We start from the raw sequence: 13,828 nt of genomic DNA, 5'->3' as shown, positions 1-13,828 counted from the left end.
TTAGGCAAACTCTCTCTGCTCACCCTCGCCGTCAACATTATCAACGCACCGGGTACAAAGGGACTCGTGAGCTTTATTACTGCCAACGTCTTCTCGTCTGTGCCAGCAGCGTTCGCACTTGGCATACTTTGAACTAACTATAGATAAACCTATGCCCTCATACTCGGTTGCTTCACCACCCTGCTCATTAACCACTTCGGCACGCGAGGTAATAAGCACAAAACGCATTTCATCTTTGAGTTTTTGTAAGCTTTCAAAATATGGGGATTGCGCATGCACCACCACTTCGGCTTCCAGAGAACCACCGATCACTTTATCACTGCGCATGGCTTCTATGGCTTTATTGACCGCCGCTTTCACCGTGCGAATATTTTCCCAATCGGCTTTGGTCATTGTATTGTCCGTGTACTCGAACAAACCATCAAACCAGGTTTCCGTGAAAATAGTATCGCTGTTGTCACCGGGTAAATGCTGCCAGGCTTCTTCACTGGTAAACGCCATAATAGGCGCCATCCAGCGCACCATTGCCTGAGAAATTAAATACAACGCCGTCTGACAGGAGCGATGGGCTAGCCCGCCACGTTTTGCGGTGTACTGACGATCTTTAATGATATCCAGATAAAAACCGCCCATATCCATGGCGCAGAAGTGATGGATTTGCTGAACGACTTGCCAGAAGGTATAACTCTCATAGGACGCCTTAATCGAAGTTTGCGCCTGCAATGCTGCGTCGACTGCCCAGCGATCAAGGGGCAACATATCGTCTTTTACCACCATGTCAGTGGCTGGATCAAATCCATGCAAATTCGCCAATAAGAAACGATTGGTGTTACGAATGCGTCGATAAGTGTCTGCAGTACGTTTTAAAATTTCATTTGAAACGGCAATTTCACCACGATAATCGGTGGAAGCAACCCAGAGTCGTAACACATCAGCACCCAGCTGATTAATCACTTCTTGGGGTGATACAACATTACCCTTTGATTTCGACATTTTTTCGCCTTTCTCATCCACGGTAAACCCGTGAGTAAGAACGGCTTTATAAGGTGCACGATTATTAATCGCTACACCGGTTAACAGTGAAGACTGGAACCAGCCTCTGTGTTGATCGCTGCCTTCCAGATAAATATCAGCCGGCTCCTGAAGCTCTTCCCGAACTGCAAGTACACAGGCATGGGTCACACCTGAATCAAACCAGACATCCAGAGTATCGTCGATCTTCATATAGCGGTCGTGATCATGAGCGATTAGATCCGTAATATCCAGATCAAACCAGGCCTGAATTCCTTTCTCTTCAATGTGCTTTGCAGCCTGCTCCATAATAGCGACGGATTCAGGATGCGGCTCACCGGTTTCTTTATCAACCAGCAAACATAAAGGCACTCCCCAGGTACGCTGTCGCGAAATACACCAGTCAGGACGGCCATCCACCATGCCTTCAATTCTTGCCTGTCCCCAATCGGGCACCCACTGAACATTTTTAATTTCCTTCATCGCCTGATCGCGAAGGCCATTTTTTTCCATACTGATAAACCATTGCGGTGTGGTACGAAAAATAAGCGGTGTTTTGGTTCGCCAGCAATGAGGATAGCTGTGTGTCAGTTTTGTTTTTCTAACCAGAGCATTCTTCTCAGCTAGAACATCACAAATTTTATCTTCAACTTTATATACATGCTCACCAGCAAACAATGGTGTCGAACCAGAATACACGCCATCGGGTCCAACATAATTTAACAGTTCAAGATTGTAACGTTTGCCTACATTAAAATCGTCAGCGCCATGATCGGGTGCTGTATGCACAAGTCCGGTACCGGCTTCCGTGGTCACATGGTCGCCTAAAATTAACGGCACCTGCTTATCGTAAAAAGGATGTTGAACCTGACACAACTCTAAAGACTCACCCATAGCCGTCGCAACAACTTCGTATTGAGAGATTTCATAGCGTTCCATAATGGCGGCAACCATATCTTTCGCCAGCACCAGCAGTTCATCACCCGATCCCGAATCAAGTTTAACCAGAGCGTATTCGAGTTCCGGGTGAATAGAGATGGCCTGATTAGAAGGTAAAGTCCATGGGGTGGTTGTCCAAATAACAGCGGATGCGTTGAGGTTTTCATCATTGCTGTATTGAAACTTCTGCAAACACTCATCAGACATTTTAAAGCGAACATCAATCGAAGGAGAGGTTTTGTCGTGATATTCAACCTCGGCTTCCGCCAACGCAGAACCACCTACCACACTCCAATAAACCGGTTTTACTCCTTTGTGCAGGTGGCCATTTTTAATCACCTTAGACAGAGCGCGAACTATGTTTGCCTCAAACTGGTAGTTCATGGACAAATAGGGGTTATCCCATTCACCAAACACACCCAACCGAATAAAATCTTTCTTCTGCCCTTCCACCTGTTTTGCCGCATAGTCGCGACATTTTTCACGAAACTTATCAAACGGCACTTTAACGCCAGCCTTACCGATCTTTTTTTCAACCACATGTTCGATTGGCAATCCATGACAATCCCAACCCGGTACATAAGGTGCATCGAAACCACTTAAGCTGCGAGATTTAACCACCACATCTTTTAATATTTTGTTGACCGCATGACCAATATGAATGTTTCCGTTTGCGTAGGGAGGGCCATCATGCAAGACAAACTTAGGGCGGCCTGCACTGGCATCACGAATGGTTTTATAAATATCGTTTTGCTGCCATTTCTTCAGCATTTCAGGTTCACGCTGCGCCAAACTGGCCTTCATCGGAAAGTCTGTTTTCGGTAAGTTCAAAGTGTGCTTATAATCAGCCATAAGTTTTTTCCAAGTGTGACGTCTTATCGAATCTGTTAATTAGAAATCAAATGTTTTGCTTGTTGTATATCTTGAGTAATTTGCTGCTTTAATTCATCGAGCGAAGCAAATTTTTGTTCTTCTCGTAATTTATGTAAAAACGCTACGGTTACATGTGCGCCATAACATTGTTGCTCAAAGTCCAATACATGCACTTCAAGCCGTGAAACCAGCTTATCCAATGTAGGCCTGACACCGACATTAGCAACACCATAACGAGGCGTATCCGATACCCCACTGACCCGAACCAGATACACACCTTTTACCGGCGACACTTTACGTTTCAATGGAATATTTAAAGTGGGAAAACCTAAGGTTCGCCCTACTTTGTCACCGTGGGTCACACGCCCACTGATGGTGAAATTGCGCCCTAATAATAAACGAACATCATCGAGTTGATTGTCCGCTAGCTTTTGTCGAATCAAGGTACTGCTGATGCGCTCACTTCCCTGCATAATGGATGCGGTGCTTTGCACGCTAAAATATTGCTCACCCATTTGCTGCAACAGTGTAAAGTCACCTTGTCTCGATGCGCCAAATCGAAAATCGTCGCCAACAATAAGATGACGCACTTTAAGTCGCCGAATCAGAATATCGTTAATAAAATCTTCTGCCGGCATCTGGGCAAGCTTAAGGTTAAAGCGCAAGCAAAGTACTTTATCAATACCCAACTGCTCCAGTTCCGACCACTTTTCACGAAACCGGGTTAATCGAGCCGGTGCCTTATCGCCTAAAAAATACTCCTGCGGATCGGGTTCGAACAAAATCACCACAGATGGGACATTCATGGCTGTTGCTTTGGCAATTACAGCATCAAGAATTTGCTGGTGACCACAGTGGATCCCATCAAACTTACCAATGGTTGCCACGCACCCATGTGCCTGCTCAGTTAAACTTTGAAGTCCCCGGATCAATTGCATACAGCAAAGACTACTCGATAGGTTAAAAGCGCCGGATTATAACGCATTGCCCTGTGTGGTGACAGAGCTGGCGTAGGATTTCAGTTCTCGAATACGAAACCCCAGCACAAACATACAAACCACATAGGTCAGGCCACCACAGACAATCAACCATGCTAACTCGAACACACGGTCAATAACACTGGCATCACGCCAGCTTGCCATATCCGATTGTAATAACAGAATAACGGCTGTCATGGCGATAACACTCAAAAGAGCCCGTGTAACCCACCATAACCATTGTTTATCCATCACCAGAGATTTATTTTTAATTAAGCCAATCCACAACAAACTGGCATTAATAGTGGCTGAAATGGCGGTTGCTATCGCCAGACCAACATGACCGTATGGTTGAAATAACAATAAGTTAAACGCCATATTAACCACCATGGCAATAATGCCAACTTTTACCGGTGTTTTTGTGTTTTGTTGAGAGAAGTATCCGGTGGCCAACACCTTAATAAACATAAAGCCTAATAAACCCAGAACGTAGGCCTGCAAACTCAAGGATGATTGATAGGCATGTTCAAGGGTGTATTCGCCGTGCTGAAAAACCGCCAACATAACTGGCTCGGCCAGCACAAACAGCCCAACAGCCGCTGGCAGACCAATAAGAAAAACAGAATGCAGCGCCCAGTTAAGTAACTTGCTCATTCCCGCCCGGCTATTGGAAGCATGTTCGCGCGATAAGCTGGGTAAAATAACCGTTGCGATGGCGATACCAAAAATGCCCAGCGGAAACTCCAGCATGCGATCAGACAGATACAACCAGGTAATACTGCCAGTCACCAGAAATGAAGCAATGATGGTGTCCAGCAGCAAATTAATTTGAGACACCGACACCCCAAACATGGCGGGTGCCATCAGTTTTAATATCCGGCGAACACCGCTGTCTCGCCAACCCCAGCTGGGACGCACAAGATACCCTTGCTGCCACAAAAAAGGTAAGTGGATCAGCAGCTGTAACACACCAGCAACAAAAATAGCCCAGGCCAGAGCTTCAACTGGCTCACTTAATAACGGTGAAATCCAGATAGCAGCAAAAATAATACAAACATTAAGTAATACAGGGGCAAATGCTGGTACAGCAAAGCGGCCAAGACTGTTAAGAATACTGCCGGCAAAGGCGGTTAAACTGATAAAGAAGATGTACGGAAAGGTAATTTTAATTAAATCGGAAACCAGATAATACTTATGCAACTGCCCTTCTCTTAAAAAGCCTGCGCCAAACATGGCACCAAGCCCCGAAGAACCTAATACACCAACCAGAGTTACAACTAATAAAATCACACCCAGTGTGCCAGACACCTTGCTCACCAGATGCAGCGCGGCCTGTTTGTCACGTTGTTGTTGATATTCGCTTAGTACTGGGACAAAGGCCTGTGAAAAAGCGCCCTCGGCAAACAGCCGGCGCAAAAAATTAGGTATTTTTTGCGCGACAAGAAACACATCGGTCGCTGCCTGTGCGCCAAGAATATTAGCAATAACAATATCTCTGACCAGGCCCAATACGCGCGACAAAAGAGTCATTACACTGACAACAGCGCCCGACTTAAGTAGGCTCATTTTTCAGTCCAGCCATGATTATTTATCGTTAAACTCAATAGCGTTGTCTCATAATGGATTGACCTGTGATAAATGATCGATGTTTTTAATTAGCTTTTTAACTAAATGAAATTCTAAATATCGAATTTTGATCAATATAATTTTGTTTTACAGCCCAGTTTTACAACAAAAAGCCCCTGAGTGATCAGAGGCCTTTTGATTTTAATGGCAATATATATCGCAGTGACAAATAGCCGCGATGACAAAAGCAAGGGTTGCTTCAATCATCCGCTGCTTTTAATGAACACCGCTTACATTGCAGAATGTCGATAATTATTGCGCTTTTCTCACTGTTGCTTCAATAACCGCTTCTACACGTCTGTTTTTCGCACGACCCGCAGCAACATTGTTATCAGCGATAGGTTTTGACTCACCTAAACCTTTTGAATCAACCCGGTTACCAGCAATGCCATAGGTATTCACCAGCTCGTTAGCAACACTTCTAGCACGTTTTTCTGACAACCATTGGTTGTAACTGTCTTTACCAGTGCTGTCTGTATGGCCTTCGACAACAACCGTGGTATCCGGATACTCGGTCATAAACTTTGCCAGAGAAGCAATATCGGACTTAAACTCCGACTGTAATTTACTGCTATTGGTTTCAAATTTGACATTGAGAGTTCGACGAACGGTTTCTTCAAGCACCAGTCGACATCCCGTGGCATCAACTTTTGCACCGGTTGGCGTAGCAGCACAGGCATCTTTCGAGTTCACAATACCATCGCCGTCACTGTCCAGTTCGCAGCCTCTGGGATCAACCACCACACCCGCGGCGGTTCGAGGGCATTGGTCCAGTTCATCAAACACACCATCGTTATCAGAATCTTGACGGGTATTTTTTTGCACGACAGGCGCAACCACTTCTTGTACTGGCTCTGGCTGAGGATCGGATCCGCCACCAAAATTAGCAGTAAAACCTAATAACAGTTGAGTGTCGTAACGTTTGGTCGTGTCATCACGAATGATGCCAATTTCACCACGGAAACTGAACGCACTGGAAAGCTCGCTTTCAAAACCCAGCCCCATGCGCCCGACATCAGACTCATCCCATCCGCCACCGGCTGTCATATCTTCAAACTCATACTTACCGATACCTAAACGTAAGTAAGGGCCGCCATTGGATTCGGTTTTAAAGTAGTACATATAATCCAGAGTCTTCATCACCAAATCTTCGTTGCCAAAACCAATGGCATCATCCGGATTTAACTTGGTATAACTTAGCTGAAAAGCCGCATGATCCGTTAACATCACACCAAATTCGGCGGCAATGGCATCACTTTCATCCAGTGAATTGCTCATGATTGTACCGTTATTCTCATTGCTGGAATGAAAATCCTGAACACCACCCAGTACAGTAAAATATGCGCTGCGCTCAATATCGGCGGATACGCCCAGACACGCCGCCAGCGATAATGCACCGACTAATTTATTACTCATGATTAAGCTCCTGATTTTGTTTGTTATTCGCAGACTGTTTATGCGACTCATCATACCACCAGTGCCTATATTGTCACCACGGATAAAAACAGTAATTTTTTGATGCTTGCTCTTGACAATAATTATCAAAAGAGGCATGATTCGCGGCCTTAAATTTCTGGATCGCAAACCATTTTTGCAGGAGTATAACCTTGGCTAATATCAAATCCGCCAAAAAAAGAGCACGCCAGGCAGAAGTTCGTCGACAGCACAATGCCAGCCGTCGTTCAATGATGCGCACTCAATTGAAAAATGCAATTGCTGCCATTAGTGGCGGTGATAAAGAAGCAGCTCAGGCTGCGCTAGCGAATGTTTCTGGTGTTTTAGACCGCATGGCAAACAAAGGTCTTATTCACAAGAACAAAGCTTCGCGCCATAAAAGCCGCTTGACTGCCAAAGTTAAAGCAATGGCTTAATTCGATCTCGCTTTAGCGAAAACGAATCCAAAAAAACCGGCATCAGCCGGTTTTTTTATGTCTGCAAAAAATGTATCAATCTCCTGTAATACATCCTTCTTGCAAAATTCTCTTCTGCAATAATCTGTATCGACGAATTAACTCAATCGTCAGAATCTGTTTCTGGCAGCTCCATAAAGGGTGGCGGAGCTATCGGTGCCGACTCGTCCACATTATTTTTAATATCAATTTGCTTTTGCCGCTCCTGATCAACATGCTCCATAATCGACCAGACCAGATTTTCAGTACCATCGCCGGTTACCGCTGAAATACAAAATACCGGCCCCTGCCAGTTCACCGACTCAACAAACGCTTTGCTTAAAGCATCCGCTTCATCCCCCAACAAGTCCATTTTATTTAACACCAACCATCGCGGCTTTGTTGCCAAAGCGGGTTCATTTGACTCGGCAAACTTGGCTACCTCGGCTTCAATGGCGTTAAAGTTTTCAACCGGGTTAGACTCATCAAACGGCATCAGATCAACAATGTGCAATAACAACTCGGTACGAGCCAGATGCTTCAAAAAGCGCACACCCAGACCGGCACCTTCCGACGCACCTTCAATCACTCCGGGGATATCAGCAATTACAAAGCTTCGATGGGCTTCGGGCCTTACCACACCTAGGTTTGGAATTAAGGTTGTAAATGGGTAGTCAGCAACTTTTGGCTTGGCCGCCGACACCTGACGAATAAAGGTGGATTTACCCGCATTGGGTAATCCAAGTAAGCCAACATCCGCCAGTACTTTTAATTCCATTTTCAATTCACGACGCTCGCCATCAGAACCAGGCGAAGTCTGTCTTGGTGCCCGGTTTACACTGCTTTTGTATCGCGTATTGCCCAGTCCATGCCAACCTCCTTTTGCCACTAATAGCTTCTGGCCATCGGTTTTCAGATCACCTATCACTTCATCAGTATTGGCATCAATCACCTGAGTGCCTACAGGAACCCGTAAAATACGATCCGCACCCTTGGCTCCGGTGCAATTACCGCCCCGGCCATTCTCACCTCGTTCGGCCTGATAAAAGCGTTCATAACGATAATCAACCAAGGTATTGAGTTCGTTGTCGGCCAGCAGGTACACGCTGCCGCCGTCACCACCGTCACCGCCATCAGGACCACCCTTAGGTATGTACTTCTCACGGCGAAAGCTCATACAGCCGTTTCCGCCATCGCCAGCGGCTACTTTTATAGTGACTTCATCGACAAATTTCATGGTGCTGTATTCTCGTGATTAATGATTGACTAATAGAATAGCAAGGAACGGTCATAAAATCGTTTTTCAAAACCCTTCAACTTCAACAAAAAAGCCCCGCATATGCGAGGCTTTTTCAAATCGAACAAATCGTTCAGTTACGCAGTAACAATGCTCACTGTACGACGGTTGTTTCGACCTGCCACGGCAAATTTGATTTGGCCGTCGGCTTTGGCAAATAAGGTATGATCTCGGCCAATACCAACATTTTCACCAGGATGGAACTGAGTACCACGTTGACGAACAATGATGCTGCCTGCAGAAACAGTTTCGCCACCAAAGCGTTTCACACCTAATCGTTTCGACTCGGAATCGCGACCGTTACGAGTACTACCACCAGCTTTTTTATGAGCCATTAGATTTCTCCTGCTTTAATTAACCGTTAATTCCAGTGATTTTCACTTCGGTGAACCACTGACGATGCCCCATTTGCTTCATATGGTGCTTACGGCGTTTGAATTTGATAATTTTTATTTTCTTGTGACGACCTTGAGTCACCACTTCGGCAGTAACTTTGGCACCATCAACATAAGGTGCGCCAACTTTTACGTCAGCTCCGCTACCAACCATTAAAACTTTGTCGAAATCAATAGAAGAACCGGTTTCAGCTTCGATTTTCTCAAGCTTGAGCGTTTGGCCTTCTTTTACTCGATGCTGCTTACCACCGCTTTGAAATACCGCGTACATCGCATACGTCTCCAATGTTACCCCAGATATGATTAAAACTTCTAAAACCAGCCTGCGGGAGTGAATTAAAAATCGAATCTCAAATGTGAGACTCGACAGAGGGCGCGAATTTTACGGCATCAGCCCATGTTTAGCAAGCCTAAAACAGGTTTTCGAATGACTTAAAAAGGCTTATTTTCAAGATTCGACAACGACCCGAACCAATTTATCCTTGACCAAACTGAATCATAGCCCTAGCATGCAGAGCCATTCGACAGCACAACCATAGTAACCCACTGATTAAATGCCCACTAATACGCTCACGTTTGATGCCATAAAACAAGTCATAGAACCGGACATTACAGCGACTAACCAGTTGATTTTTAATGAATTAAAATCAGATGTTGCTTTAATTAACCAGCTTGGTTTTTACATAGTAAATAGCGGTGGTAAACGGTTACGTCCCAATCTTGTTTTGCTGTCGGCAAACGCTTTAAATTACACCGGACACCATCACCACACTCTGGCCGCGGTTATCGAGTTCATTCATACCGCCACCCTGTTGCATGATGATGTGGTGGATGATTCGAGCCTTCGCCGTGGCAAAGAAACGGCCAATGCCCTGTTTGGCAATGAAGCCAGCGTGCTTACCGGTGACTTCCTCTACTCTCGCGCATTTCAGATGATGAATCGTGTCCATTCTATGGCCGTGATGGACTTACTGGCTGACACCACCAATTTAATCGCAGAAGGCGAAGTATTGCAGTTAATGAACTGTAACGAGCCGGATATTTCGGAATCCGATTATTACGAGGTTATTCGACGTAAGACCGCCATTTTATTCGCCGCAGCCTGTGAGTTAGGGGCGATTCTTGCTGGCCGAGATGATTTACGAGAACCCATGCATCAATACGGACTTAATCTGGGTATGGCGTTTCAGGTTGTCGACGATCTGCTTGATTATATTTCCAGCGCAGATGCCATGGGCAAAAACGTTGGCGATGATCTGGCAGAAGGCAAACCAACCCTGCCCGTTATGTACGCCATGCAACACGGCAATAGTGAACAATCCGACATAATTAGAAACGCCATAAAACAAGGCGATAACAGCCAGCTTTCTGATGTGTTACTCACCATACAACAAACCGGCGCTTTGGACTATTGTCGAAAACAGGCTGAACGTTTTTCAAATCAGGCTAATCAGGCTCTTGAAGTGCTGCCGGACTCCCATTACAAACAGGCACTGTTGCAACTGACCGAACTCGCTTTGGCTCGCACTCAATAATCAGTAACCGCAACGTCAATCAGCGGTAAATATCCTCAAATCGAAAGCACTATTGAGCCGTCCAGCCACCATCGAGTACTAACGCCTGGGCGGTCATATTAATGGCCGCCGGAGACAATAAAAACTCGCAAGTTCCGGCTATTTCACTGGTTTCAATAAAAGCTTTTTTCGGCATCGGTTTTAGCATAATGGTATCGATGACCTGCTGCTCAGAAATCTGATGTTCTTTCGCCTGCTGCGCAATTTGTTGTTCCACCAGAGGGGTTTTGACATATCCGGGGCAGACCGTATTGATGGTGATATCATGCTGCCCAAGCTCAAGCGCCAGAGACTTGGCAAAGCCGATCAAGCCGTGTTTTGCAGCAATGTAGGCGGTTTTATAAGGTGACGCAACAATCGAATGCAACGAACCTATGTTGATAATACGGCCGTAATTTTGCTGCTTCATATGGGGCAAAAATGCCTGAGTAACACGGGCCACACCGACTAACATGACCTGAATTAAAAAGTCCCACTTTTCCATCGGAAATTCTTCCAGATGCGCGACATATTGAATGCCGGCATTGTTGATCACAACATCCGGTTGCCTCTGTATTTTTTCTACCAGAGTCGTGACCGAACTTGCCTGAGTCACATCCAGCGGCAAAAACTGACAACGATCATTTGGCAAACGATTACGGGCTTGTTGCAATTGCGCTTCGTTAATATCGGTAACAGTGACAAAGTAATCTTTTTTTATGAAGTGCTCCGCGATTGCCAAACCAATACCGCTGCCAGCCCCAGTGATCAAAACCGATGACGTCATAACCTTTTACTCATTTCAATTAACGCTTTAAATAGCTTTCGCTTGCTAGGTCATAACAGTGCTGAATATTTTGTCAAAACGAAACAGTACTATAGTATTAAAGTGGTTTGCCGCATCTGCTTTTAAACTATCACTCTATTAGAACGAAACATTTTTGCGTCAGTGAGACGTTTAGACGGACACCATCAGGAAGCTTATCAGTGGAATATTCAATGTTGTCAATTTCAAAAAAATCATTTAAACACCACAACAGCACCGATTTTTTTAAATCGAAATTTAAAATCCTACTATTGAAACAACCGCTTTTGGCAAGTTTGTTAATGGTTATGTGCTCGCCGCAACTGTCTTTTTCTCAATCTAAACTATCCTTTTCACAACCCAAAAAGATGGCCTCTGCACCTTTGAAATCTTATTTATACGCTGAGCAACCAACCAAACAGAATCAACAAGCACTGGCTACAGAAACGCCACTGCCCATTGAATGGCAAAAGTTTTCCCGTAAGGCAGATAATGACTTATTAACGGCAGGCTTAACACTGGAAGGCTTACAAAGTCACGCCGCCCCCGGTCCAAAACAGTCCCGGCAACTGGCTTACTACACTAATATTCGAGCATTGCTGGATACCACAACAGAGGGTGGCTTTGGCAGACTTTACGGTCCAAAACCAAAACAGATCATCACCGGCGTGGAATACCTTGCCGAAACCACCAAAGACTACCCACTGTCACCGGCAAACTTTTCGGTGCAAATTCCCGACTCTTTCAATGTCAAACAACCTTGTTTGATAGTCGCTCCGTCTTCAGGTTCACGGGGTATCTATGGTGCTGTCGGTGTCAGCGGTTTTTGGGCACTCAATAAAGGCTGTGCCATTGCTTACACGGACAAAGGCACCGGAACCGGCTTTTACTTTGTCGGCCTCGATAAAACCTTTGATCTCACAGGAAAATTGCACACACCCAATACTCCAATTGACTGGGTTAATGCGGATAATAATCCTGACAAAGACCGGCTCTGGGTCGCCACCCGTCATGCGCATTCCGGTAACAATCCAGAAAAAGACTGGGGACAACACACGCTACTGGCGGCAAAAACAGGTCTCTTCGCTTTAACGGATCACTTTAAACAGCCATTCAATGGCGATAATACCCTGGTGATTGCGGCTTCCATTTCAAACGGTGGCTCCGCAGTATTACGCGCAGTGGAGCAGGATACTCATGGCTTGATTGACGCCGTAGTTGCCGGTGAGCCTAATGTATCGGTTGACCTTGATGTCTTTGAGGTGCAGCAATCTAATATTAACCAAACCATTAAGCCGCTTCATGCCCTTGAATCCTTCTTATTGCAAAGTGTCTTTGCCCCTTGCGCCAATCTGGCCGCATTACCGGACACATCTGAAGTTGCCGTTTATCGATTGCAAGCGGAGTTATCCTGCAAACAGCTTTTAAACAGTCATTTACTTGAAACGGAAAACCTTGATGAAGCCGCGCGTCAAGCACAAACCAATCTGCTTAAAGCCGGTCTTTCTGCAGAGTCACTCTGGCTTGGCCCTATTTACACTTCAATGGGATTATGGCCAGCACTAGAAGCCACCTACCCTTCTTCTTACGCCCGGTTAAAACTATTTGATGATCCTTGTGGTGCTGCGTTTGAAGTACCGGCCAGCTCTCCCATTACAACGAATGGCTTAACTCAACTGGCAAAGATCTGGCCACTGAGCAGCGGCATTCCGCCAACAGCCGGCGTGGTTATCAGCCCTTATACTCCGCTGCACCAAACCATTAAACCACTGCAATCGTTTAATCAAAAAATGGCAACATCACTGTGTTACCTTGCCTGGTTAAAGGCCGACCATCAAAAGGTTTTAGGACTGGAAAAGCAGTTAACATCGACGCTTCACAACCAACTGAAACAGGGCATGACTGAAACCTATGCCACGGCTAACTTGCAAGGCAAACCCGCAATCATTGTTCATGGCCGCAGTGATCGCCTGATACAGGTTAATCACAGTTCACGTCCCTACTTCTGGCTGAACAAAACATCGGCGGATAAAAACAGTCAATTACGATATATAGAAATAACCAACGCGCAACATTTTGACGCGTTACTGCCCTACCCACCTTTTAATAGTCAACTGATCCCATTGCATGTCTACTTCGAAAAAGCATTGGAAGCAATCTACCAAAACCAAACAAGCAATACCCCTCTGCCAGATTCAGTTGTAGTAAAAACACAAAAAAGACAGTTTGTTGATGGTACATTAGAGCATCTTACAGAAACTCATTTACCCTCGTTCAGCAACAGCTCAGAAGCAATAAACTGGACCGAAAAAGGCTTAAAACTCGCCCATTGATGGGTTTTAAGCCTGGGCCGTACGCTTTTTAATCAAATATTCACATACTCTTTGCGGTTATTACTGTTTAACCCGATCTAAGCACTGGTCGGAATATTCTTTCCTGTCAAAATATGATACAACGTGCTCA

At 45.3% G+C, this 13,828-nt stretch carries 11 protein-coding genes; 3 read left to right on the top strand and 8 right to left on the bottom strand.

All coding sequences use genetic code 11. The features are described from left to right. The 4 genes from ileS to C8D97_RS09630 form a co-directional block, all read right to left on the bottom strand. Entirely contained in the window at window positions 1-2,802 is a 2,802-nt protein-coding gene (gene ileS, locus C8D97_RS09645) for an isoleucine--tRNA ligase (protein WP_109763568.1), read from the bottom strand. 35 nt (window positions 2,803-2,837) lie between these two features. Then, on the bottom strand, window positions 2,838-3,761 hold the full coding sequence (ribF, locus tag C8D97_RS09640) for a bifunctional riboflavin kinase/FAD synthetase (RefSeq protein ID WP_109763567.1): 924 nt from the start codon (window positions 3,759-3,761) through the stop codon (window positions 2,838-2,840). Between the two features lie 36 nt (window positions 3,762-3,797). Continuing rightward, entirely contained in the window at window positions 3,798-5,366 is a 1,569-nt protein-coding gene (gene murJ / locus C8D97_RS09635) for a murein biosynthesis integral membrane protein MurJ (RefSeq protein WP_109763566.1), read from the bottom strand. A gap of 312 nt (window positions 5,367-5,678) precedes the next feature. After that, complete coding sequence (locus tag C8D97_RS09630; protein WP_170115205.1) at window positions 5,679-6,842, bottom strand: OmpA family protein; 1,164 nt, start codon at window positions 6,840-6,842, stop codon at window positions 5,679-5,681. Between the two features lie 191 nt (window positions 6,843-7,033). Here C8D97_RS09630 and rpsT point away from each other — a divergent pair, with 191 nt between their 5' ends. Continuing rightward, window positions 7,034-7,297 (top strand): 30S ribosomal protein S20, encoded by a 264-nt coding sequence (gene rpsT / locus C8D97_RS09625; RefSeq protein ID WP_109763564.1) that lies wholly within the window; start codon window positions 7,034-7,036, stop codon window positions 7,295-7,297. Between the two features lie 142 nt (window positions 7,298-7,439). Here rpsT and cgtA read toward each other — a convergent pair whose 3' ends face one another. The 3 genes from cgtA to rplU all read right to left on the bottom strand — a co-directional run bounded on the left by cgtA (window position 7,440) and on the right by rplU (window position 9,278). After that, complete coding sequence (gene cgtA, locus C8D97_RS09620) at window positions 7,440-8,552, bottom strand: Obg family GTPase CgtA (protein ID WP_109763563.1); 1,113 nt, start codon at window positions 8,550-8,552, stop codon at window positions 7,440-7,442. A 137-nt stretch (window positions 8,553-8,689) separates the two neighbouring features. Continuing rightward, window positions 8,690-8,947, bottom strand: coding sequence for a 50S ribosomal protein L27 (gene rpmA, locus C8D97_RS09615; RefSeq protein ID WP_109763562.1), 258 nt, complete (start codon window positions 8,945-8,947; stop codon window positions 8,690-8,692). Between the two features lie 19 nt (window positions 8,948-8,966). Continuing rightward, complete coding sequence (gene rplU / locus C8D97_RS09610) at window positions 8,967-9,278, bottom strand: 50S ribosomal protein L21 (RefSeq protein ID WP_109763561.1); 312 nt, start codon at window positions 9,276-9,278, stop codon at window positions 8,967-8,969. 283 nt (window positions 9,279-9,561) lie between these two features. Here rplU and C8D97_RS09605 point away from each other — a divergent pair, with 283 nt between their 5' ends. Beyond that, window positions 9,562-10,542, top strand: a complete 981-nt coding sequence (locus C8D97_RS09605; RefSeq protein ID WP_109763560.1) for a polyprenyl synthetase family protein — start codon at window positions 9,562-9,564, stop codon at window positions 10,540-10,542. Between the two features lie 49 nt (window positions 10,543-10,591). On the opposite strand, the gene C8D97_RS09600 is transcribed toward C8D97_RS09605, so the two are convergent. After that, entirely contained in the window at window positions 10,592-11,347 is a 756-nt protein-coding gene (locus C8D97_RS09600) for a 3-hydroxybutyrate dehydrogenase (RefSeq protein WP_109763559.1), read from the bottom strand. Between the two features lie 401 nt (window positions 11,348-11,748). On the opposite strand from C8D97_RS09600, the gene C8D97_RS09595 reads away from it, so the two are divergent. Then, on the top strand, window positions 11,749-13,698 hold the full coding sequence (locus C8D97_RS09595) for a 3-hydroxybutyrate oligomer hydrolase family protein (protein WP_170115204.1): 1,950 nt from the start codon (window positions 11,749-11,751) through the stop codon (window positions 13,696-13,698). Window positions 13,699-13,828: the final 130 nt, after the last annotated feature.

The organism is Pleionea mediterranea, assembly GCF_003148745.1.
In the GTDB taxonomy this organism is placed as follows: domain Bacteria; phylum Pseudomonadota; class Gammaproteobacteria; order Enterobacterales; family Kangiellaceae; genus Pleionea; species Pleionea mediterranea.
This window is presented reverse-complemented; position numbering and strand designations above follow the sequence as displayed.